The organism is Cellvibrio mixtus subsp. mixtus J3-8 (genome assembly GCF_000766945.1).
Classification (GTDB): Bacteria; Pseudomonadota; Gammaproteobacteria; order Pseudomonadales; family Cellvibrionaceae; genus Cellvibrio; species Cellvibrio mixtus_A.
In genome coordinates this window covers 361,202-385,750 of sequence record NZ_KN266207.1, presented here as the reverse complement: position 1 = coordinate 385,750, position 24,549 = coordinate 361,202, and the positions used below count along the sequence as shown (strand labels likewise).

General features: G+C 47.1%; 17 protein-coding genes and 1 tRNA gene. 4 read left to right on the top strand and 14 right to left on the bottom strand.

Annotated elements, in window-relative coordinates:
- Nucleotides 1-26: 26 nt before the first annotated feature.
- The 4 genes from gcvP (at nucleotide 27) to A596_RS06605 (ending at nucleotide 9,432) form a co-directional block, all read left to right on the top strand.
- Nucleotides 27-2,960: an aminomethyl-transferring glycine dehydrogenase gene (gcvP, locus tag A596_RS06620; RefSeq protein ID WP_052417308.1), complete on the top strand. Its 2,934-nt coding sequence runs from the start codon at nucleotides 27-29 to the stop codon at nucleotides 2,958-2,960.
- 267 nt (nucleotides 2,961-3,227) lie between these two features.
- A complete protein-coding gene (fusA, locus tag A596_RS06615) occupies nucleotides 3,228-5,321 on the top strand; it encodes an elongation factor G (RefSeq protein ID WP_039913351.1) in 2,094 nt (697 codons plus the stop codon).
- 174 nt (nucleotides 5,322-5,495) lie between these two features.
- On the top strand, nucleotides 5,496-7,163 hold the full coding sequence (locus A596_RS06610) for a VRR-NUC domain-containing protein (RefSeq protein ID WP_039913349.1): 1,668 nt from the start codon (nucleotides 5,496-5,498) through the stop codon (nucleotides 7,161-7,163).
- The gene (locus tag A596_RS06605) at nucleotides 7,147-9,432 is read left to right on the top strand and encodes an ATP-dependent DNA helicase (protein WP_039913348.1); all 2,286 of its coding nucleotides are present in this window, start codon (nucleotides 7,147-7,149) and stop codon (nucleotides 9,430-9,432) included. Before A596_RS06610 ends, A596_RS06605 begins: the two co-directional genes overlap by 17 nt.
- A gap of 132 nt (nucleotides 9,433-9,564) precedes the next feature.
- Here A596_RS06605 and A596_RS06600 read toward each other — a convergent pair whose 3' ends face one another.
- The 14 genes from A596_RS06600 to A596_RS06535 form a co-directional block, all read right to left on the bottom strand.
- Nucleotides 9,565-10,533: a hypothetical protein gene (locus tag A596_RS06600; protein WP_039913347.1), complete on the bottom strand. Its 969-nt coding sequence runs from the start codon at nucleotides 10,531-10,533 to the stop codon at nucleotides 9,565-9,567.
- A gap of 617 nt (nucleotides 10,534-11,150) precedes the next feature.
- Nucleotides 11,151-11,227: transfer RNA gene (locus A596_RS06595), tRNA-Pro, on the bottom strand.
- Between the two features lie 152 nt (nucleotides 11,228-11,379).
- Nucleotides 11,380-11,739 carry a MerR family transcriptional regulator gene (locus A596_RS06590; RefSeq protein WP_039913346.1) on the bottom strand — a complete coding sequence of 120 codons (360 nt, stop codon included), beginning with the start codon at nucleotides 11,737-11,739 and terminating at the stop codon, nucleotides 11,380-11,382.
- Nucleotides 11,720-12,028 (bottom strand): integration host factor subunit alpha, encoded by a 309-nt coding sequence (ihfA, locus tag A596_RS06585; RefSeq protein WP_007642205.1) that lies wholly within the window; start codon nucleotides 12,026-12,028, stop codon nucleotides 11,720-11,722. Before ihfA ends, A596_RS06590 begins: the two co-directional genes overlap by 20 nt.
- 12 nt (nucleotides 12,029-12,040) lie before the next feature.
- Nucleotides 12,041-14,410 (bottom strand): phenylalanine--tRNA ligase subunit beta, encoded by a 2,370-nt coding sequence (gene pheT, locus A596_RS06580; RefSeq protein WP_039913345.1) that lies wholly within the window; start codon nucleotides 14,408-14,410, stop codon nucleotides 12,041-12,043.
- Between the two features lie 126 nt (nucleotides 14,411-14,536).
- On the bottom strand, nucleotides 14,537-15,550 hold the full coding sequence (gene pheS / locus A596_RS06575) for a phenylalanine--tRNA ligase subunit alpha (protein ID WP_039913344.1): 1,014 nt from the start codon (nucleotides 15,548-15,550) through the stop codon (nucleotides 14,537-14,539).
- A gap of 30 nt (nucleotides 15,551-15,580) precedes the next feature.
- The gene (locus A596_RS06570; protein WP_039913343.1) at nucleotides 15,581-15,928 is read right to left on the bottom strand and encodes a hypothetical protein; all 348 of its coding nucleotides are present in this window, start codon (nucleotides 15,926-15,928) and stop codon (nucleotides 15,581-15,583) included.
- 104 nt (nucleotides 15,929-16,032) lie between these two features.
- Nucleotides 16,033-16,392 (bottom strand): 50S ribosomal protein L20, encoded by a 360-nt coding sequence (rplT, locus tag A596_RS06565; protein WP_039913342.1) that lies wholly within the window; start codon nucleotides 16,390-16,392, stop codon nucleotides 16,033-16,035.
- Between the two features lie 35 nt (nucleotides 16,393-16,427).
- On the bottom strand, nucleotides 16,428-16,625 hold the full coding sequence (gene rpmI / locus A596_RS06560; protein WP_007642209.1) for a 50S ribosomal protein L35: 198 nt from the start codon (nucleotides 16,623-16,625) through the stop codon (nucleotides 16,428-16,430).
- A 61-nt stretch (nucleotides 16,626-16,686) separates the two neighbouring features.
- Nucleotides 16,687-17,235, bottom strand: a complete 549-nt coding sequence (gene infC / locus A596_RS06555; RefSeq protein WP_084128101.1) for a translation initiation factor IF-3 — start codon at nucleotides 17,233-17,235, stop codon at nucleotides 16,687-16,689.
- Nucleotides 17,236-17,309: 74 nt separating this feature from the next.
- Complete coding sequence (gene thrS / locus A596_RS06550) at nucleotides 17,310-19,235, bottom strand: threonine--tRNA ligase (RefSeq protein ID WP_039913339.1); 1,926 nt, start codon at nucleotides 19,233-19,235, stop codon at nucleotides 17,310-17,312.
- A gap of 162 nt (nucleotides 19,236-19,397) precedes the next feature.
- Nucleotides 19,398-20,405, bottom strand: coding sequence for a lipid A deacylase LpxR family protein (locus A596_RS21995; protein WP_052417307.1), 1,008 nt, complete (start codon nucleotides 20,403-20,405; stop codon nucleotides 19,398-19,400).
- 127 nt (nucleotides 20,406-20,532) lie between these two features.
- The gene (locus tag A596_RS06540) at nucleotides 20,533-23,067 is read right to left on the bottom strand and encodes a PepSY domain-containing protein (RefSeq protein WP_039913338.1); all 2,535 of its coding nucleotides are present in this window, start codon (nucleotides 23,065-23,067) and stop codon (nucleotides 20,533-20,535) included.
- A gap of 64 nt (nucleotides 23,068-23,131) precedes the next feature.
- Entirely contained in the window at nucleotides 23,132-24,547 is a 1,416-nt protein-coding gene (locus tag A596_RS06535; protein WP_235425633.1) for an efflux transporter outer membrane subunit, read from the bottom strand.
- Nucleotides 24,548-24,549 lie beyond the last annotated feature (2 nt).

Genomic DNA, 24,549 nt, shown 5'->3' with positions numbered 1-24,549 from the left:
TATTTTCCAATCTACAGAGAGCTTCTATGTCCGTTGATTTTCGCTCAGCTTCCCCTATTGATTTCCGTTCCGCTTCGCTAGGGGAATTGGCCAATCACGACGAGTTTGTCCAACGTCATATAGGCCCGGATGCCCAACAAACTGCCGCTATGCTGGCAGCACTGGGTGTTAGCTCAGTTAAGGAGTTGATCGATAAAACAGTGCCCGATGCTATTCGCCTGAAAGGGGAGCTGAACCTGGGCCCTGCCGTCACGGAAGCTGAGGCGCTGGCACAACTCAAAGCCATCGCCGGAAAAAATAAAATTTTCAAAAACTATATCGGCATGGGTTACCACGATACCCATGTACCTCACGTGGTACTGCGCAACGTGCTGGAAAACCCGGGCTGGTACACCGCTTACACCCCCTATCAACCGGAAATTGCACAAGGTCGCCTGGAAGCATTGCTCAATTACCAGCAAATGATTATTGACCTGACCGGCATGGAGATGGCCAACGCGTCTGTATTGGATGAAGGCACTGCCGCCGCTGAAGCCATGGCGATGTGTAAGCGCCAAAATAAGAAAAGCAAATCTGATGTGTTTTTTGTTGATGCGGATACTCACTCACAAACTATCGAAGTTGTCAGGACCCGTGCGGAACATTTCGGTTTTGAAATTGAAGTTGCAACCATTGGGCAATTGGCCCATGGCGATTACTTCGGTGCCCTGCTCTCCTATCCTGGATCGAGTGGCCAGATTCGCGATTTAACGACGATTATCGAAACTGCCCACAATAAAAATACACTGGTAACTGTGGCGACGGATTTAATGGCGCTATTGTTGCTCAAATCTCCCGGTGCAATGGGAGCCGATGTTGTAGTCGGCACCAGCCAGCGATTTGGTGTACCACTTGGTTTCGGTGGCCCGCACGCCGGGTTCTTCGCTTTCCGCGATGCTTACAAACGTTCGGCACCAGGCCGCATCATTGGTGTATCTATTGATACCCGCGGCAAACAAGCACTGCGTATGGCGATGCAAACCCGCGAGCAACATATTCGCCGCGAAAAAGCCAACTCCAATATTTGTACTTCGCAAGTATTGTTGGCAGTTATGAGCGTGTTTTATGCCATTTACCACGGCCCGGAAGGTTTGAAACGAATCGCCAATCGCATTCATCGCTTAACAACCATTGCTGCTGCTGCATTAAAAGCCAAGGGTTTTGCAATTAACAACGCAAACTTCTTTGACACTATCACCGTCAATGTTGGCGACAACCAAAAAGCAATCAATCAAGCCGCGCTCGCCGCAGAAATTAATTTGCGTTTAGTAGGTAATGATTCTCTTGGTATCAGCCTGAACGAAACAACGACCGTCCCTGATTTGGAAAATTTACTCGCCGTATTTGGCGTAACCGGTGTTGAGCTTTCCTCACTGGATGCACAAATTCGCGATGGTAAAAATATCACTGCCAATAACGCAATTCCCGCCGATTTGCGGCGCAGCGATGCAGTATTAACGCACCCGGTATTCAATACCTATCACAGCGAAACCGAAATGCTGCGCTACTTAAAGCGCTTGGAATCCAAAGATATCGCACTTAACAATGCGATGATTCCACTCGGCTCCTGCACCATGAAACTAAATGCAACCGCAGAGATGATTCCCGTCACCTGGCCAGAATTTGGCAAACTGCATCCATTTGCGCCAATTGATCAAGCCGAAGGTTACAAGCAGTTATTTGAAGAGCTGCAAGAGATGCTCAAAGCGTGTACCGGTTACGATGCAATCAGTTTGCAACCTAACGCCGGCTCACAAGGCGAATATGCCGGACTTGTTGCGATCAAAAAATATTTTGAAAGCAAAGGCGAAACGCAGCGCGATATTTGTTTGATTCCCGCCTCTGCGCACGGCACTAACCCCGCCTCCGCACAAATGGTGAGCTACAAAGTCGTTGTTGTTGCTTGCGATGCAAAAGGTAACGTCGACCTCAATGACCTGCGCGAAAAGATTGCCACTTACGGCAACCAAATCGCGTGCATCATGTGTACCTATCCTTCTACTCACGGTGTATTCGAAGAAGGTATCACCGATCTGTGCGATATGATCCATGCCATCGGCGGCCAGGTTTATATCGACGGTGCCAACATGAATGCGCTTGTTGGTGTGGCTGCGCCAGGTAAATTCGGTGGCGATGTATCGCATTTGAATTTGCACAAAACATTCTGCATCCCTCATGGTGGCGGTGGTCCCGGCATGGGCCCGATCGGCGTAGGCAAACATTTGGAGCCCTTCCTCGCTGCGCATCCGGTGCAACCCGTTCCCGGCACCAACGTAAATAACGGCACTATTTCTGCTGCCCCCTGGGGTTCCGCAAGCATCCTCCCCATCAGCTGGATGTACATTAAAATGATGGGAGCCTCCGGCATGCGCCATGCCACCGAATTCGCAATGCTGAATGCAAATTATGTGGCAAAGAAACTGGAAGCGGCATACCCGATTTTGTACAAGGGTACCAATGGCTTTGTTGCGCACGAATGTTTGCTGGATTTGCGCCCATTAAAAGAAGCAAGTGGTATCAGTGAAGAAGACATTGCCAAGCGCTTGATGGATTTCGGTTTCCATGCCCCAACCATGTCTTTCCCGGTTGCAGGCACGCTGATGATCGAACCAACCGAATCGGAATCTAAAATTGAATTGGATAAATTCATTGAGGCAATGCTGATCATTCGCAAGGAGATCGAACAAGTTATCAACGGTGAAATCAGTGCCGACGCCAGTGCCCTGCATAATGCCCCACACACCCAGGATGACGTATTGGAAGAAAACTGGACACGCGCTTATTCCCGCGAAGTCGCAGGCCGCCCCGCCAGCTGGTTGAAAAACCATAAAGTCTGGCCGAGTGTGAATCGTATCGACAACGTATACGGCGACCGCAACCTGGTTTGCTCATGTCCAGGCATTGAAAATTACGTCGATTAAAAACCGATTGTATTTTGGATTCACCGTAAGGGCGCGTTTATCGCGCCCTTTTATCCTCCCTATGACTATAACCTCACCCAATCCCGATACAACATGACCCATTGTTGGCAACACGACTCCTTTAAATATCAAAAACCGCCCTAAAACTGTAAAACAATATCTATAGACTTCTTTTTCTTAAGGTATTTTTGGATAACTTCCTGTATATTACGCCGCTATTTTCAAACCCAGCTTTTTTCTAACCCTGTTTAACATAACGAGAGTCCTATGGCTGACTTATCCCTTTACAGAAACATCGGTATCTTCGCCCACGTGGACGCCGGTAAAACTACCACTACTGAGCGTATTCTCAAGCTCACCGGTAAAATCCATAAACTCGGTGAAGTTCACGAAGGTGAATCAACGACTGACTTCATGGTGCAAGAAGCTGAACGCGGTATCACCATTCAGTCAGCAGCTGTGAGCTGTTTCTGGAAAGGTCACCGTTTCAACGTTATTGATACCCCCGGCCACGTTGACTTCACCGTGGAAGTGTATCGTTCATTGAAAGTATTGGACGGCGGCATCGGCGTATTCTGTGGTTCTGGCGGTGTAGAACCCCAATCAGAAACCAACTGGCGCTATGCGAACGACTCTAAAGTTTCCCGTTTGATTTTCGTAAACAAGCTGGACCGTATCGGTGCAGATTTCATCCGCGTAACCGAGCAGGTAAAAAATGTTCTGGGTGCTACTCCCCTGATAATGACCCTGCCAATCGGTCGCGAAGACACCTTCAAGGGTGTGGTTGACCTGCTGAACCGCAAAGCATTCGTGTGGGATGATTCAGGTATTCCTGAAAACTTCACTGTTACTGACATCCCTGCAGACATGGTTGACGATGTAGAACTCTATCGTAGCCAGTTGGTGGAAACCGCTGTAGAACAAGATGACGACTTGATGATGGCATATATGGAAGGCGAAGAGCCTTCTGTAGAAGACCTGAAGCGTTGCATCCGCAAAGGTACCCGCGACCTGGCATTCTTCCCAACCTTCTGTGGTTCTGCCTTTAAAAACAAAGGTATGCAACTGTTGCTGGACGGCGTAGTTGACTATTTGCCTGCCCCTACCGAAGTTAACCCACAACCGTTAACTGACGAAGAAGGTAACGAAACTGGCAAATTTGCTATTGTTTCTGCAGACGAGCCTTTCCGCGCCCTGGCATTCAAGATCATGGACGACCGTTTCGGCGCCCTGACCTTCGTTCGCATCTACTCTGGTGTACTTAACAAAGGCGACACCATCCTTAACTCATTCACCGGCAAAACCGAACGTGTTGGTCGCATGGTGGAAATGCACGCCAATGACCGCACAGACCTGACCACCGCTCAAGCGGGCGACATCATCGCGTTAATCGGTCTGAAGAACGTGCAAACTGGTCACACCTTGTGTGATCCAAAAGAACCTTGCACACTCGAACCAATGGTTTTCCCTGAGCCAGTAATTTCTATTGCTGTAACTCCGAAAGACAAGAGCATGATTGAGAAAATGGCTACCGCTATCGGTAAGCTGGTTTCTGAAGACCCGACTTTCCGCGTGGAAACCGACCAGGACTCTGGCGAAACCATCCTGAAAGGTATGGGTGAATTGCACCTGGATATTAAAGTGGACATCATGAAGCGCACCTACGGTGTAGAGCTGAATGTTGGTCAACCACAGGTAGCCTACCGCGAAACCATTACTCGCGAAATCGAAGACAGCTACACCCACAAGAAGCAATCGGGTGGTTCTGGTCAGTACGGTAAAATCGACTACCGTATCAAGCCGGGCGAGCCAAACACTGGCTTCGTATTCAAGACCTCGGTTGTTGGTGGTAGCGTTCCAAAAGAATTCTACCCGGCAATCGAAAAAGGTTTTGCGTCTATGATGGGTACCGGTCCATTGGCAGGCTTCCCGGTTCTGGACGTTGAAGTTGACCTGTTCGACGGTGGATTCCACGCCGTGGACTCGTCTGCAATCGCGTTCGAAATCGCTGCAAAAGGTGCTTTCCGTCAATCCATGCCAAAAGCCGGCCCACAACTGCTTGAGCCAATCATGAAAGTGGACGTGTTTACTCCGGAAGATCACGTAGGTGATGTGATCGGTGACCTGAACCGTCGTCGCGGCATGATCAATGGCCAGGAAGCTGGCGTGACTGGCGTACGCATCAAAGCTGAAGTTCCGCTGTCAGAAATGTTCGGCTACATCAGCACCCTGCGTACCATGACTTCTGGCCGCGGCCAGTTCTCTATGGAATTCGCTCACTACTCTCCATGCCCGAGCAACGTGGCTGAAGCAGTAATCGCGAAAGAGAAAGAAAAGAAAGCTGCCGCTGCCAAGAACTAAGTTTTAAGCAAGCAATAAAAAGCCCCGCCAGTGCAAACTCGCGGGGCTTTTTATTGAAGGACTGTTTTACTGCGCAGCATTTTTTTACGGTTTTTTTCATCCACGGGGATAATTGCAGCAACCGGGAGCTCAATATCATCACGATCAATCCGCATTAATTGGAATGACAAGGCAATGAGCAATACCAGTTCCGAAAAACCGGATCTAGCCTCCGACTATTACCTCACAAATTTCCAGTTTTTGGTGGATTGGGTCGTACAACGCTATGCAGATTTACTGAACGAGGATGAACGTGAATTTGTCTCCCGCTTTCAGCAGCTCGAGCGCGATAGCCAATGTTTGCTGGTGCGATTATCGAGCCGTAAAGGCCCATTATTTCGCCGCAGTAAATTGCGCTACGCAGAGATAGATTCGATTGATGAGGCCGCCTTGAAATTGATTCAGGCAGGCTTACTCAGCAATAACCAACCATTGTCGTTGAGCGAATTATGCGATTCCTTAACAAAAGGGGAATTGCTCCAATTATTTAAAGCACATATAAATAATGGAAAACACCTTCGCAAAGAAGAAATTGTTGCCGATTTGATACAGCAATTTCCAGCACCCAAGTTATGGCGAGAGTGGACAGAAAACCAACTGGGTGATGCGTATTATTTAGATAACCGCTCAATTATCAGCAATTTATTGCTGCTATTTTTTGGTAACACTTACCAGGACCTCACCGAGTTTGTACTGCAAGACCTGGGGCTATATCGCTATGAAAATTATGTTATCGATCAGCAGCATCGCATCTTTAAAAGTCGTTCCGAAATCGAGCAATATCAATTATTAATGACATTGCGTGAACAACTTGAGCGCGCAGCTACACTGGAGGACCTCATACACATCACAACCTTATTACCCACAACGGCAACCAGCAACAAGCTGGAGCGCCGCAGGGCTCGTTTGTGCAATCAACTGGCATATCAATTGGAGCGAGCCAATGAACAATCTTTAGCACTTAAACTCTACACCCAAAATGAAATACCACCAGCACGGGAACGACGAATTCGCTTGCTGGAAAAACAGGGAGAACTTTCTGCAGCATGGGTGCTGCTTCAGGAAATTCAGGCAAATCCATTTAATGAAGAAGAATTACAAATAGCTCGAAGGATGACACCTCGCCTCGCCAAAAAGTTGGGCGAGCCATCCATACAGAAAACACTGCCAACAATTATTGAGAAGTATTTGGAGTTAGGCGCCGCTTATGATGACGAAGGAAACCGGTTTTCCGTTGAAGAGGCCGCCCGACAATTTCTACATACTGATAACGCCCCCTGTTTTTATGTAGAAAATATTTTGCTAACCGGATTATTCGGTTTATGGCTATGGCCGGAAATGTTTCGTGGTATTGAAGGTGCATTTGCAAACCCATTCCAGATTGCTCCATTAGACATGTACCAGGAAGACTTTGCGCGTAATCGCCCAGGCTTGCAGCAGTTGTGGGATTTATTTGATCAGGATAATCACCATCAACACATATTCAGCGTATGGGATGATAAATACGGCATAGCCAATGCCCTTGTTAATTGGTCGATACTGGATAGGGAACTAATTGCAATGGCACTGGATTGCATCCCTAAAGCACATTTGAAACGTATTTTTGAGCGATTATTATTTGATTTAAAAAGTAATCGCAGCGGTTTACCAGATTTAATTCAGTTTTATCCAGCAGAAAAAACGTATTGCATGATTGAAATAAAAGGCCCCGGAGATCGCATTCAGGATAACCAGGAACGCTGGCTAAAGTATTTTTCACTACATGGAATTCCCGCCGAGGTCTGTTATGTCCGCTGGCGGTAAACCAAAGAGTGTTGCGATAAAAACACTGGTTGAATTTGCAGCCAAGACCGGCAGCCTGGATCGCAGATTTACTCCCGCCCCCAGTGGCCAGGAGGGCATTGAAGGACACAAGCGCGTTACCAATAATCGTGCTATCGGCTATCAAACAGAAGTTAGCATTAGCATTATTTATGGTGACATCACCTTTCGCGGACGCGCCGACGGTTTTAATCCCAACGATAACTGCATAGAAGAAATTAAAACTTTTTATGGTGACATAACCAACATTCCTGAAAACCACCAACAGTTGCATTGGGCGCAAGCAAAGTGTTATGGCTGGATGTATTGCGCACAACACAATTGTGAAGAAATTAATTTGGCATTAATTTATTTCAACCTGGGCGATGAACAAGAATATCGACAAGATGAAACATGGAGCGCAATAGCCTTACAAGAATTTTTTGAGCAGCTGGCAGAAAAATATTGCGCATGGCAAGCTCAAATTAATCAGCGCTTACTACAGCTGGATGACTGGATCGAACAGCTACAGTTCCCCTACGGTGAAATGCATAGTGGGCAACGCATTATGGCCGAGGCAGTATATAAAGCGGCAGCAACCGGACGCGTGGTGTTAGCTGAAGCACCGACAGGAACAGGCAAAACACTTGCAGCACTGTTTCCGGCACTCAAAGCGATCCCACGCACTGCAGTTGATAAAATTTTTTATCTCACCGCAAAAACTACCGGTAAACAATTGGCATTGGAAAATGTCGCACTGATTTCCGGCAGTGATACCAATACATGGATTCCGTTGCGAACCTTGGAATTAACTGCACAAGAAAAATCCTGCCTGGAACCCGAAAAAAAATGCAGCGGAGATTCCTGCCCTTACGCACTGGATTTTTACACCAAACTGGAAAAAGCACGCGCAACAGCCTACAAATTACCACTGTTAGACAAACAACAACTTGCCGAACTGGCTTATCAATTTAAAATTTGCCCATTCTATCTCAGCATGGAAATGAGTCGCTGGGTAGACATAGTAATTGCTGACGTAAATTATTACTTCGATGGTACGCCGTTATTATTAGGGCTTACCAACGAATTTAACTGGAATCCCTACTTACTTATCGATGAAAGCCATAACCTAATTGATCGCGGCCGCAGCATGTACACTGCTGAATTGCAGCGCGATGATCTTCTCAGCGCAAAAAAGATCGCTCCTGCTTCTATCAAAAAATCACTGGAAAAAGCCAATAAAGCCTGGCTGGCACTATTGAAAAATTTGATACAGGATACAAATGAATTACGGCTATTGCCTGCACTACCGGAAAAACTCGGACAAGCACTCGTCGAATTTACTAATAGCTATATTGAATTCCTGCAAAGTAATCCAGAGCATCCGATACAAGAAACAATTGTTCAGGATTTTTTCTTCGCTGCACTCAACTATCAACGATTGGCTGATTTTTTTGACGAAGATTTTTGCATTGATATACAAGATGCAGGCTCAAAAAAAGAAATACTAACCTTACGCAATTTGATACCAGCCACCCAGCTTGCTGCACGCGGAATTTTTGCCCATAGCGCATGCTATTTTTCAGCAACGCTTCATCCCGCCCATTATTACCAGGTATTGTTAGGTTTACCTGAAGATACCGTACACATCAATGTGCCCTCACCCTTTCGCCAGGAACAATTAAATGTTCATATTGCTCATCAGCTCTCAACGCGTTACAAGGACCGCAAGGATGCAATTGAGCCCATTTGCAATATCGTTAATGAGCAAATTAAACGCGAGCCTGGCAATGCCCTGATATTTTTTTCCAGTTACGAATTCATGCAACAGGTTGAAATGCATCTGCGTAGAACGCTCACAGATACTGGTGTTGAATTATTGATCCAATCGCGCCGCATGAGCGAAGAGGATCGGCAGGAATTTATCGCAAAGTTTAACCAACATAAAAATTTGTTGGGCCTTGCCGTATTGGGCGGTGCATTTAGCGAAGGCGTGGATTTATCAGGCGATGCATTGAAAGGTGTTTTCATCGCCACGCTGGGGTTACCACAAGTAAATCCAGTTAATGAACACCTCAAATCAGTCATGCAAAAAAAATTTGGCCAAGGTTACGATTTTACTTATACCTACCCCGGTATCCAAAAAGTTATTCAGGCGGCAGGACGGGTTATTCGCACTAAAACTGATACCGGATATGTATGGTTGCTGGACCAGCGTTTTCAACAAAATTCTATTGCCGCTCTCCTGCCCGATTGGTGGCCTATTAAATAAAGTTCCGAAGGGATTCAACGGCCAGTTGAAAAGCAAAATGGATTACTCATTCAAAACAAGTATCAAGAGTAGAAATAGATTAAAAAAAGGCTGATCGGTTTTGCATACCAAAACAGCCAAATCAATTTTTATTTATGCGAATGCAGCCAATACCTTGCGCCGCCCGGAACCCGGATTCCAATTGCTAGTAGAATGAGCCCATGAAAGATTGTTCATAAAAACCAAATCGCCTGCCATTAATTGCTGCGTTAGTTTTGACTTAAACAAGGATGGATAATGAGTACCAGACTTCCATACCCTGCGAGCATATGCGTTATCCAATGCAGTAAAGTCATTTACACCATCAGGAATCTTCAACAAATCGCAATTTCTTAATAAATCAAAATATCCTGTACCCGAATCAAAATCATAGCTGGCCACCGTATCCCAATAAGCATAACAATCGCGATCCAGGATAACCGAGTGAACTTTTCTTAATTGCTCCAGGACATTAAACAAACTCACACCATCCACAGGCGAAACATCGTTCGAAATTATTACATCAGCGTCTGTCAAAAGATCCGCAGGTAATTCTATGCCATGCATCATCTTTAACTTCATAGTTTCATATTGAGATAATTTTTTATTGCCTAACTTACATTTTTTCACCAGTTCACGCTGAATGCTCCACTCAGGGCTGGCATCATTTATATTTAATAAAATTGACGAACCCCCATCAGTAGTATTTTCCACCGCATAAAAAGATGCCAATTGCATTCGCATGCGAGAGCTACCTTCGCAATGCGCCGGGATAAAATGATAGTCATCGCGCTTATTGACAGTCATAAAATATTTCCCAACATTTTCCCTATGCCCCTTCACCGAAGCAAATCCCGCTTCCACTTCCAATTTGTGATCCAGCCCAAAATTTTGGGCGACATTGAACATCATGTCATCTGCATTTTTTTGTGTCACACCACGAACCAAAACAACCTGGTCATTTTTAAGGGCAAGAACAATCTGCGCCACTATTCCAGTAATATTTTCATCCAATACAGTTAGCCTGGCGGTATCTTCCGGGATGTTATGCACAACTTCAGGGCTTTCAAATAAGGTATTCATAGATTTTTCCTTTTCCAAGCAACATCTACTATGTTCAATGACAGGATTATTTAAACAGGAAAATATGAGCACTCATTATTTAAGTTATAAATACGATAGTAATGGAAAAATCAGTGTAGTTTTATTGGCAAAAAGATACGGTTAATGTTGATGATTTGCAACCCTGCAAAAGCAATGCAACATTCTCTTTGTATATCAAGCAAGCAACATAACCTTTTTAAGCAGATGGGAGATTTAAAAGAAAGCAAGCAGGCTCGGACGCATCAACAATAGATCGAGAATAAAATTATTATTTATTGGTCCACTTCGCAGGATAGGAAATTTTTTTTAAATAAAATTGCATAACGTTGTGCAGTAAGGACTTAACATTATCGCTTTATTAAAACTAAATTTTTTAATTAAAAAAATACAAATTAAGCAGAATTGAATTAATGGTAATTCTTTTTAAGTGCTGATTGAAATACGAGAAAATAGAGAAGATACGTAATTATGATAAGGGTATTAAATTTACATATATAGTCTTGATCATGTCGAATCACCTTGATCAAATTCGGAACCAAAAATAAAAAAGCCCGCATTTAATGCGGGCTTTTTTATTAAAAGTCTTGCTGAAAAAATGGTCGGAACGGCGGGATTTGAACCCACGACCCCTACACCCCCAGTATAGTGCGCTACCTGGCTGCGCTACGCTCCGATTTTTTCTACCGGATACTGAATCAGTTCAGCATCGCGAAGGCTCGGCATAATACCTTAATTTATTACTAATGCAATCAGAGAATTCAGATTTAATTCGCGGTGATCAAGTGGTAGTCGAGACGAATAATTTCACATCAATCGTCCGTTGCTTTACTTGATTTTAAGAAGATCCAACAAATGTTCAAGATCATCAATCATCCGCACCACCAACTGATTCAGCTGACCTGATTCGGACTGACCGGTTTCATTTGTCATCTGCAAACGCGCACCGCCAATAGTGAATCCTTGATCGTACAACAGACTGCGGATTTGGCGGATAGTCAAAACATCCTGGCGTTGGTAATAGCGACGGTTGCCACGGCGCTTCACCGGATTTAATTGGGGAAACTCCTGTTCCCAATAACGCAGCACGTGAGGCTTAACAGCGCATAACTCGCTGACCTCACCAATGGTGAAATAGCGTTTTCCGGGTATTACGGGAAGTTCGTCGTTATGACTCGGTTCCAACATAAGCTTCTACTCGTGCCTTAAGTTTTTGTCCTGGGCGAAAAGTAACCACGCGACGGGCGCTGATAGGAATCTCCTCGCCTGTCTTGGGATTTCGCCCGGGGCGCTGGCTTTTATCACGTAACTCAAAGTTACCAAAACCAGACAATTTGACCTGTTCGTTATTTTCCAAAGCATGGCGAATCTCTTCAAAGAAGAGCTCCACCAACTCTTTCGCTTCACGTTTATTGAGGCCAAGATCCTCATAAAGTTTCTCGGCCAAGTCTGCTTTGGTCAGAGCACCGTCCGACATAATTATTATTCCCTATCTGAGGGTGGCGGAAAAATGCACCCCCAGATACTGAACAATCGAGTCTATGGAGGCGTTGATCTCATCTTCATTAAGAGTGCGTGAAGGATGCTGAAAGGTCAACCCCATTGCAACACTTTTTCTATGTGGATCAATGCCTTTGCCCATATAAACGTCAAAGACCTTTAAGTCTGTGAGATGTTCCCCAGCTTGGCTTCTTATCGCCGTCAAGAGTTTGTCAGCAGCCAGATTGCGGTCTACGAGGAGTGCAAGATCACGGCGAACCTCGGGAAATCTGGATAATGAACTAAACGCCGGAATACGCGCATTCAATAACGCAGACAAGCGAACCTCAAACACATAGGCGGTTTGCGGTATATCCAACTGCTGTTGCAGGCTTGGATGCAAGGCGCCAATTACGCCCTGCCAATCGTTGTCGCGATAAATATCCGCTGTTTGGCCAGGATGAAGCGCAGGGTGAGTACCAACTTTAATCGTAAATGCAGACTCATCACCGGTTAATGCCAGCAGCGATTCCAGATCCCCTTTAAGATCAAAGAAATCCACAACCTCGGCAACATTCGCCCAGGATTCCGGCGCACGGCTACCATAGATCAAACCTGCCAGCATCGGCTCCTGCTTGAGGCCGTCGGCAGATGGAACAAAACGCAATCCCGACTCGAACAAACGCACACGGTTTTGTTGACGATTCAGGTTGTTGCGCAGAACACTAACCAAACCGGGGATCAAGCTGGTGCGCATTGCGGCCATATCGGCACTGATTGGATTACGCAGAATTACCGGATTAACTTCGGGATCAAACAAAGCGGACAATTTTGGTTCGATAAAACTGTAGGTAATCGCCTCCTGATAACCACGCGCGAGCAATTGCTTGCGCAGCGCCGGCAACCCCATTTTCGCTTCCGGGTGCGGTTCAATATCCAATGGAGCTGCAAGGCTACGCGTTGGCAAACGGTTGTAGCCATACACACGTGCAAGTTCTTCCAACAAATCAGCTTCAATGGAAATATCGAATCTGTAGCTCGGAACGGCGAAAGTCCAACCTGCGACCGATTGGGAGACCAGCTTCAGCCCAAGGCGCGACAGGATATCAACTACTTCGTCGTCAGCCATTTCCAAACTCAAACCATTCACAATACGCGCCTTGCGTAATGTGACTTCACGTTCTTTTGGCAAGTGCTCATTACTGACATGAACTAATGGACCGGCTTCACCACCAACAATATCCAATAATAATTGTGTTGCACGCTCAATCGCTTCAACTTGCAGACTGTAATCAACACCGCGCTCAAAACGATGGGAAGAATCTGTGTGAAGACCATAAGAACGTGCTCGCCCTGCAATCGCCAACGGATTGAAAAAGGCGCTTTCGAGGAAAATATCGCGGGTACTTTCAGAAACGGCGCTGGCTTTACCGCCCATCACACCGGCAATTGCCAAGGCTTCTTTTTCATCCGCGATGACTAACGTGTCGGCATTGAGTTTTACTTCCTGACCATCAAGCAATACCACCAACTCACCCTGGCGCGCCAGACGCACATGAATTGCATTACTCAATGTGGATAAATCAAATGCATGCATTGGTTGACCCAATTCGATCAACACATAATTAGTCACATCAACTACGGCATCAATGCTACGCAAACCGGAACGAACCAGCTTGTCTTGCAACCATGCCGGGCTTGGACGAGTGATATCGATATTGCGAATCACACGCCCTGCATAACGACTACAGGCAGAACCAGCGTCCAGATGCACCGGGAATGTATCGTTAATAGTTGCCAGCACAGATTGAATCACCGGGGCGGTTACCGGAGCGCGATTCAATACGCCGACTTCGCGCGCAATTCCCTTCACACTTAAACAGTCGCTGCGATTGGGTGTTAAATCCACTTCGATAAGCTTGTCATTCAAGTTGAGGTACTCGCGCAGATCAGCACCTACCGGAGCATCCGCTGGTAACTCCCACACACCTGAATCATCGTCGCCCGCTTTTAATTCTGTTTGTCCGCACAACATGCCAAACGATTCAACACCGCGCAGTTTTGCTTTCTTGATCTCAAACTCGGGTAATTTCGCACCGATAGTCGCAAACGGGATTTTAATACCGACGCGCGCGTTGGGTGCACCGCAAACCACTTGCGAGAGCTCCCCAAGGCCAGCAACCTGGCACACACGCAATTTGTCAGCATCGGGGTGCTGCTCGCAACCAACTATTTCACCAACGATTACACCGCTGAAGTCGCCCGCAACCGACTCAACAGCATCAACTTCCAAACCGGCCATCGTCAATTGTGCAACCAACTCATCGGTGCCAATTTCCGGATTTACCCATTCACGCAACCAGGCTTCACTGATTTTCATAATTCATTCGTTCCGTAGGTTGGGCAGTCATGCCCAACAATAAACGTTGTTTTTACCACACTCATAATCGGCAGAATGGTCATGTTGGGCATGACTGCCTATGCGGCCCAGCCCAACCTGCATAAGTTAAAACTGCTTTAAGAAGCGCAAATCGTTTTCAAAAAACAGGCGCAGATCGTTAACGCCATAACGCAACATCGCGAGGCGCTCTACGCCCATACCAAATGCAAAACCGGTATAGGTTTCCGGATCGACACCACTGGATTTAAACACTTCCGGGTGCACCATGCCGCAACCGCCCACTTCGAGCCAGCCAGTGCTTTTGCACATACGGCAGCCTTTACCGCGGCATTGGGTACATTGGATATCCATCTCTGCCGAAGGCTCGGTGAACGGGAAATAGGATGGGCGAAAACGCACAGGGACATCGGCCTCGAAGAATGCTTTCAGGAATTGATCCATAGTGCCTTTCAAATCGGCGAAGCTGATATTTTTATCGACGACCAAACCTTCAACCTGATGGAACATCGGCGAGTGAGTTACGTCAGAATCACAACGATAAACACGCCCCGGGCAAATCACGCGGATCGGTGGTTTTTTATTTTCCATCGTGCGCACTTGTACCGGCGATGTGTGCGTGCGCAACACGTGGGTATCATCAACATAAAAGGTATCGTGCATTGCACGCGCCGGGTGATGTGACGGAATATTGAGCGCTTCAAAATTGTGGTAGTCGTCCTCAATCTCCGGGCCGACTTCAACGCTGTATCCCACAGCAGCAAAAATTTCTTCGATGCGTTGCAAGGTGCGGGTAACAGGATGTAAACCACCTGTGTGTTGGCCACGACCAGGCAAGGTTACATCAATAACTTCGCTCGCCAGTTTTGCATCAATGGCCGCTTGCTCAAGTAATTGTTTGCGCAGGTTCAGTGCATCTTGCACTGCATCTTTCGCTTTATTAATTTCCGCACCGGCAGCGGGGCGTTCCTCGGGCGACAATTTACCCAGGGTTTTCATCAGCGCAGTAATACTGCCGTTTTTACCCAGGTAATCCACGCGCACAGAATCCAGAGTGGAGAGATCCTGGGCATCGTTTACCAATTTGAGCGCTTCTTGTGTAAGCGCAGCGAGATTTTCCATCTGCTTTTCCAGTTTAAAAGTATTAAAAAATTAGTTATCTGAAACAACGATATGACGGATTCTTTTTGCCGAGTTATTACACTCATCTGTGTAAGCGATTGAAATTTTTTTCCCGGCCGAATAAGCCATCATAACAATGGAAAGGATTTCCTTTGACCCTGCCTCAGATACAAACCACCAATATGCACCATTCGAACTTGAGCATACTGCAGAGGTATTGTCTTGTGTGTCAGTCACTATGCGATAAGACGCACCATCATATAATGCTATCGAAACAATCTTTGCTGGCGTTGTCCATTGACCGGCACTAATTGTCGCTGCATTGACGCTTATAGATGACAAAAAAAATATTGTTGCAAGCGCTTTCCAGATCTTCATAGCCATTCCATTTTTTCACATATATAAAAAAGGGGAGGAACCAAAGCTCCTCCCCTTTTCATCGCGTTCACAAAAACCCTTGCGGGTTTTCCGTTGTTGGACGATTAAGCAGCCAGAGCTGATTTAGCCTTCGCAACAACAGCAGCAAAAGCTGCTTTGTCATATACCGCCAAATCGGCCAGTACACGACGATCAAGAACGATGCTCGCCTTTTTCAAGCCGGCAATCAATTGGCTGTAGGTCAAACCTTCAGCGCGCGATTGGGCATTGATACGAGTGATCCACAGAGCGCGGAAATTACGCTTTTTAACGCGACGATCGCGGTAAGCATATTGACCGGCTTTGATAACCGCTTGCTTGGCAACACGGAATGTACGCGAACGTGCACCGTAGTAACCTTTAGCAGCTTTTAAAACTTTCTTGTGACGACGACGCGCCTCTACACCACGCTTAACACGGGCCATAATTCAATCCTCTACAAAATTCTCAAAAAGCGCTATTAGATAGCACGGAACAAACGTTTTACGCGTGGTACATCGGCTGCATCAACGATGCTGGTGCCGCGCAGTTGGCGCTTACGCTTGGTCGTCATTTTGGTCAGGATGTGGCTCTTGTTAGCGTGCTTGAACTTGAAGCCCGCGCCAGTCTTTTTGAAGCGCTTTGACGCGCCACTGTGTACTTTAGCTTTGGTTGCCATGTGATAAAACTCCACACATCTAGGTAAATAATATAAATAATCAAGGCAGCTAAAAGCCCGACTATTTTCTCTTTTTGGGAGCGAGCACCATGGTGAGCTGCTTACCTTCCATTTTGGCAGCCTGCTCTACGGCGCCCATCTCAGCCAGGTCTTTCTCGATGCGTTGCATCATTTCCATCCCCAACTCTTGATGGGCAAGCTCGCGGCCACGGAACTTTAACGTTACCTTGGCCTTGTCCCCATGCTCCAGGAAGCGGATCAAGGCTTTCAATTTCACCTGATAATCTGCTTCCTCCGTCCCTGGGCGAAATTTCATTTCTTTGATTTGCTGCTGCTTTTGCTTCTTCTTGGCAGCCGCTTTGGTCTTCTTGATCTCAAACAGATGCTTGCCGTAATCCATAATCTTGCAGACTATTGGATCGCTATCAGCAACGATCTCCACCAAATCCAGGGTCGCAGCCTGAGCCTGGGCAAGTGCTTCACTCAGGGGAACAATACCAACCTGTTCACCATCTGCATTAATTAAACGAACCTGTTTGGCTTCGATCTGATCGTTGATCCGCGCTTTTTTAGAATTGCCTTTGGCCGCGGGAGCGTTATCTCGTTTGATAGTTGTATCTCCAAATAATTAATAGGAACGAATCTTTCTCACTTTTTTGCACGTCCAGGTCCCAAAACCTGTTTTTAAGCAGAAATATTTCTGCCTCGACGCGCTATATCGGCGGTCAAGTGCTCGATGAAAGCTTCCAGAGTCATTACACCCAAATCTTGTCCGTCCCTTGTGCGAACCGCAAGTGATTGATTTTCAACCTCTTTATCGCCAACGACGAGCAGGTAGGGTACCCGCTGAATTGTGTGCTCGCGGATTTTAAAGCCGATCTTCTCGTTTCTCAAGTCCGGAATGACACGAATGCCCTTATCGCGCAGGGTTTTTTCCACCAATTTTACGTATTCCGCCTGGTTATCAGTGATATTCATCACCGCAACCTGGGCCGGCGCCAACCACACCGGGAACGAACCCTCATAGTGTTCAATCAGGATTCCGAGGAAACGCTCGAACGAACCAAGGATGGCACGGTGCAACATAACCGGACGCTTACGCGCATTATCTTCAGCGACATATTCCGCATCCAGGCGCTCAGGCAATACATAATCCAACTGGATAGTACCGCACTGCCAGGAGCGCCCCAGCGCATCCTTGATCTGGTATTCAATTTTCGGGCCATAGAAAGCGCCTTCGCCGGGAAGCTCTTCCCACTCCAGCCCCGCCGCGCGCAACGCTGCACGCAAGCCCTCTTCCGCTTTGTTCCAGGTTTCCAGGGTGCCGGCATATTTTTCAGGGCGCAGGGAAAGTTTTACAGCGATATCGGTAAAACCGAAATCGTCATACACCGATTTGAGCATTTGGTTAAAGGAAGATACCTCCTCCACCACCATGTCATCGGTACAGAAAATATGGGCATCATCCTGCACAAAACCGCGCACGCGCATAATGCCGTGCAACGCACCTGAGGCTTCGTTGCGATGGCAAGAACCAAACTCCGCCAAACGCAGCGGCAAATCTTTGTGTGAACGCAGGCCGTGATTGAAGATTTGGATGTGGCCCGGGCAGTTCATTGGTTTAACCGCAAAATCACGTTTTTCCGATTCGGTGGTAAACATGTTATCGCGATAGTTTTCCCAGTGACCGGATTTCTCCCACAGGGTGCGATCCATAATCAGCGGCGTTCTTACTTCCTGATAACCCCACTCGTTTTGCTTGGCACGCATGTACTGCTCGATTTGCTGCCATAAAGTCCAGCCTTTCGGATGCCAGAACACCATGCCCGGTGCTTCATCTTGCAGGTGGAACAGATCAAATTTCTTCGCCAGTTTGCGATGGTCGCGTTTGGCCGCTTCTTCGAGCAAATTCAAATAGGCTTTCAGTTGTTTGGCATCCGCAAACGCAGTGCCGTAGATGCGCTGCAACATTTTGTTGTTGGAATCACCGCGCCAGTAAGCGCCGGAAGTACGCATCAATTTAAAGTTCAGGCAAAAACGCATGTTGGGCACGTGGGGGCCACGGCACATATCAACGTATTCTTCGTGGTGATACAGACCCGGCGTTGCATCTTTAGGCACGTCGCGATCCAAAATCTCCAGCTTGTAAGTCTCGCCGCGCGCGGTGAAAACGTCATAGGCTTCTTGCCAGCTGACTTTCTTTTTCACCACGTCATATTCGGTTTTCGCCAACTCCAGCATGCGCGCTTCCAGACGGGCGATATCCTCGTCGGTCAGCTTATGCTCCAGGTCAATATCGTAATAAAAACCGTTGTCGATGGTTGGGCCGATAGCCATCTTCACATCAGGAAACAGTTGTTTGATCGCATGGCCGAGCAAGTGCGCGCACGAATGGCGGATAATTTCCAGACCGTCTTCGTCTTTCGGGGTAAAAATCACCAGGTCGGCATCTTCAGTGATCAAGTCATGTGCATCGACACGCTGACCATTTACACGGCCGCCAAGTGTGGCTTTAGCCAAACCAGCGCCGATAGAAGCGGCAACTTCATAAACAGATACGGGATTTTCGAACGGACGTTTGGAACCGTCGGGGAGAGTAATTACAGGCATGATAAATCCTTGGTCAGTGGTGACCCCTACGAAAGGTCACGTGATAAAAACAGGGTGTTAAAAATAAAAATCCCGCACTTACGAATGTGCGGGGGATTGTACGGGCTGGCGAGTATAGGGGAGCTTGGGGAAAAGAGGCAACTTTGGAGGAAATAGATCCCGCTAAATTTGCCAGGCTAATGTAATTGCACCAAAATTTTTCCGCGCGGTCCTGCTTTCACTTGGATCAGTATCGGATTGGAAAGAAAAACAGACGCTCGCACGCTCCCACGCGTAAGTGATTCCGCCCATTAACGAATACTGATAATTCTCCAAACCTTCAGAAGCGCTCGCACCAAACTCATTACCGTCAACGAGAATCTGGTTATGTACATAATTGGCGGTTCCACCAAGATAGATATACCAACCATCGGATACAGCAATGGGCGTACTGATACGGCTGGATAAAAACCCCATCGTAGAATAATTGCGCGCGAGACCACTTCCTGCCCGTAAAAATAAACCGGCGCCAGCGCGGGATTCCAGATTACCGCCCGCCAAATCTGCCAATATCACCGCATCAAACGGACTTGAATCAGTAGTAGAAAAGCGCCAGACCGCCGTGCGCTGAATTTGCCAGACAAATTTATCAGCCAGTTGATAATCCCAACCTTTGGGTTGATCAGAACCTACTACTTTATGCACAAATTTTTGGGTTTGCTCTGCACCGGATGAAGGGCCAACAATACCCACCAATGTTGCAACATGATCTGAAAAATCGTTTTTGACCACGACATAGGTTGAACGCAGATACAACAATCCTGCATATGGGGCATCAGCGGGATCAGGAATTTCTTTGGTAATATCCTCCGGCGTTACCATCGCCTGTCCGAGTGAATGCAATTTATAGGCATAGGTTGGATCGTCATCCACCATCCACGCCAGGGGTAACGTCAATAGCGGCGATTTGGTAATTTCCTCACCAGGATCATTGCGTTGCCCCAAAGAAAAATAGATTCCGTTGGTGTAACCTCCGCCATCCTTCCCCGCAACCAGATCATTTTCCCAACTTGCCGAAATCCAACTACGCTCGGCAAATACAGCCTGGCTACTCGCAAGCGCAGAACCTAATAACAGGTAGCGCGATACAGAAGAACACCGAACGAATAAAGCCATCACTTTAGTTTTCATAACATCTTCCCTATAACTGACGATAAGTTATGGACAAAGATTTGGTGGCACAAGTTCTATTGGGTAAAAAATGGATAATAAAAAGCCCTCGCGTGGAGGGCTTTTATCCATTGAAATTTTTACAACATTAATAGACGTCGCGACGATAACGATTAGTTTCAATCAATTGTTGCAAATCGTTTTCACCGAGTATTTCGATTAGAGCTTGATGTACACCTGCGCCCATCGCCATACCGCCGCACACATAAATTGCAGCACCGCGATCCAGCCATTCACACAATTGCTGTTGCTTTGATGCCACTATATTTTGCACATAACCTTCGCCATCGCGCGAATAAACTTCATCTAATTCGGTGAGGAATCCCGACTGTTGCCATGCATCCAACTCATTGGCAAACAGGCGATCATGGCAACGTTGACGCTCGCCAAAGATCAACCAATTTTCTTGCTGGTCTTTTAGATAACGCTCATGCAAATGTGCACGCAAACCAGCGATGCCCGTACCAGCCCCGATCAAAATCATCGGGCAATTCGCTTGCGGCGCATGGAACGAAGGATTAGCACGAATACGCGCCAGCACTTTATCGCCCTCTTCTGCGGTTGCGGTTAGCCATCCCGAGCCGAGCCCTAACTCACCCTTTTCATTAAACGCCTGGCGTACCACCAGATCCAATTGGCCATCCGTTGTTAAGGATGCAATCGAGTATTCGCGATGCGGTAAATCAGGATTATTTTGCGGCCTGATCTCCAAAATATCACCCGCTTGCCAGTGAGTATTTCCCGGGGCGGAAGGTTGTAATGTCACACGGTAAACCGGCGTACCCACACTGCCCGCATTCAATAATTCACGTTTCTGCAAACGCCAATCTTCATACTCCGCAGCGGCCCAGGCAGTCACATTTTCTACACCACTAATCATTGCAATCTGTTGTTGCCATTGATGAATCGCCAGTTCATTGCCGTTATCGACATCAATACGTGAAAAGAGCGGATTCGCTCCATTGCTTAACAACCATTGCTCAACCTGTATTGCGAATGAGCAATAATCCACATAACGTTTATCGCCAAGCGCCAATACACCAAACTGTAATTGTGTTAACGGCAATGATGATTTCAATAACTTCCGTACAAAGCCGCGCGCAGAATCAGGTGCTTCGCCTTCACCAAAAGTGGAGACTAAAAACAATATTTTCTTGGCCGATTCAAGCGTAGCTTTATCCAACGCAGAAATATTTTTTACGCTGGCTTTGACTCCACCGGATTGCAAAATAGTCGCCGTGTTCCAGGCAAGCTGTTCTGCAGTGCCGGTTTGGGTCGCATACACAATCCAGTAATCTGCATCGGTATGCGCGTTAGCAACACCGGTCGCTGCACTTTTGCTATTGCGTTTCTTTTTGCGGCGATCGAAATACAGCAGGAAGCCGGTGATAGTAAATAGTGGCATCAGAAATGAGGCCGTCATATTGATAATCAAACCGGGAGTTCCAAACCATTCGCCCGTATGCAATTCATAAATGCCTTGCATAATACGCTTACCTAATGGCTCCAGTGGTTTGTAGGGCTGATCACTTACTAATTCACCGGATACTGCATTAAAGCTAATCATGCTGCGCTGACGATCATTCGTTGCATCAGGAGTGACATAATTGATCATCACCGGATCTTTTTCCGAACGCGGAATAGTAACGCTCGCAAATTTAAAATTATTTTCTGCTTTGGTGACAAAACTTGCCCAGGCAATATCAACTGCAACGGTCGCCACAAATTCATGATGCCTTTCACTTTCACGTCCCATCAGACCCTCGCCACCGGCGCGACCTTCAGCACCACGACGACCTTCACCACCTTCACGACCAGCACCACCACCCTCGCGGCCAGGACCGCGAGCTTCGCGTCCTTCACGTGACCCCATACCACCAGCGCCCTGTCCACCACCAGGACTACCCGGTCCAAAACCACGGCGTTCCTCTACAGGCTCGCCAGTTAACAATACCGACGCACCGCTTTTAAACCAACTATAAGACCAGGTCAGGCCGGTTAATGCCATCAGCAAATACATCAGGATCACCCAGGTACCTATGACCGAGTGCAGCGCCCAATAAAAATTGCGGCCTTTTAAGCTGAAATCGATGCGGAACCAATTGCGCCAGTTCAAGGCGCGGCGCGGCCAGCGCAAATACAAACCGGACAATGCAAAAAACACTAACGCAAATGCACTAAAGCCCGTAATTTGGCGACCAATATTAATGCCGTCCGGCTCTGATGGAATTAACAACCAACGATGCAGTGAACGTACAGTGCGGAAAAATTGTTCGCCGGTAATTTTCCCTAACAATTCGCCAGTATAAGGATTGATATAAATAGCATCGCCGCGACGCTCACCAGGCGGTGGAGCAACACGTACTAATGCACTGCGATCAGCGTCAGGCCATAACGTAATTTGCTCAACGCGCGACTCCGGTTTTTGTGCGTGGAAACGCTCGGCAATCGCATCGGGAGTCAAACGCTCACCACTCACCTGAACTTGCACAATCTCCGGGCTGATCGCCTCCATGATCGTGCGCTCAAAACTCATCAAGCCGCCTGTAACACCCACGACAGCTAAAACGATGCCCGCCGTAATACCCAAAAACCAGTGAATCTGGAATAACACGTTTTTCACACTAACGCCCCCAAGCTCAAAAATAGAAATTTATTGTGATCTATTGTTTTACAAATTCGACCAATTAATTTGCTGCCAGCGTCCAACCACCGCCGAGCGATTTATACAAATCCACTGCGGCATTCAAGCGCGCCAAACGTTGTTGCACCAGCGAATCCTGGGCCTGGAACAAACTGCGCTGTGATTCCAGCAACGACAATAAATCGTCCGTTCCTGCGCGATAACGCGCTTCCGTTAATTGCAAGCTACGTTCGGCATTGGCGACAATTTCGCGCTGGCTAATTTCCTGGCGCTGACTAACATCCGCAGAAACAAGCGCGTTATCCACTTCTTGCAAGGCCGTTAAAATCGCTTTGTGATATTGCAAAATCAATTCACTACGGCGCGCTTCGCTTAAACGTTTTTGATTCACAACACGGCCACCATTAAACAATGTTTGTGCAAGGGATAACGTCCAACCTGTAGTTTGTGTAGCCGGGTTCAGACTGAATAATTCACTTGCAGATTTTCCTGCGCTGGCACCGATATCAATGCGTGGTAAAAGTGCTGTACGCGCCACGTGTACATCAGCATTGGCTCCGCGCAAATCAGCCTCACTTGCAGCCAAATCCGGACGACGGGTAACCAGATCAGCAGGTGTTCCCGCTGCAACTTCCGGTACCTTTATATCCAATAATTTTTCATTTGCTAGCGTAAACTCTTGGGGTGTTTTACCTAATAAAATCGCCAGTGCTGATTGCGTTTGGCGCGATTGCAACTCGAGCGGCAATAAGGATGCCTGCTGACTTAATAAATTGGTTTTCTGCTGGGCAACTTCCGCTGCTGTTGCAGCACCATTGCGGTAACGTGCATCCACAATTTTTTGTACACGCTCAGCAATCGCAATATTTTTGCGCGCTGTAGCAATACGTTCCTGCAAAGCAAGCCAATCAAACCAACCATTGGCAATAGCAGCTTTAATACTTAACGTTGCTGCATCCTGATCGTAACGGGTCGCGTCGTAACCCGCACGTGCAGATGCGCGATCCGCAGCGATGCCACCCCATAGATCAATCTCATAACTGACATTCACTCCTGCACCGCTCGACTCCCTCCTTGCATAGCTACTCGCTCCATCAGCCTTACTGCGCGACTCACCGCTGGATGCACTTGCCGAAAGCGATGGAAATAAAGTCGCATTGGCAATACGCATTTGCAGTTCCGCTTGTCTCACACGCTCTGCGGACATTAATAAATCCGGGCTTTGCTGCTGGGCCGCTTGCATCAAATCATTTAATGCCGGTGACTGGAACGATTGCCACCAGTTTGAATCTACCACTACCGCATTTTCATTATCAGCTTGCAACGGGGCTACGGAATAATTATCCGCATAATTGATATCCGGTTTTTTCACTTCATTAAATGAGCATGCACTCAACAATACTGACGCGATCACCAGCGGCAACGTTTTAACGACTAATTTTTTTCCAGGCGATTGCATAA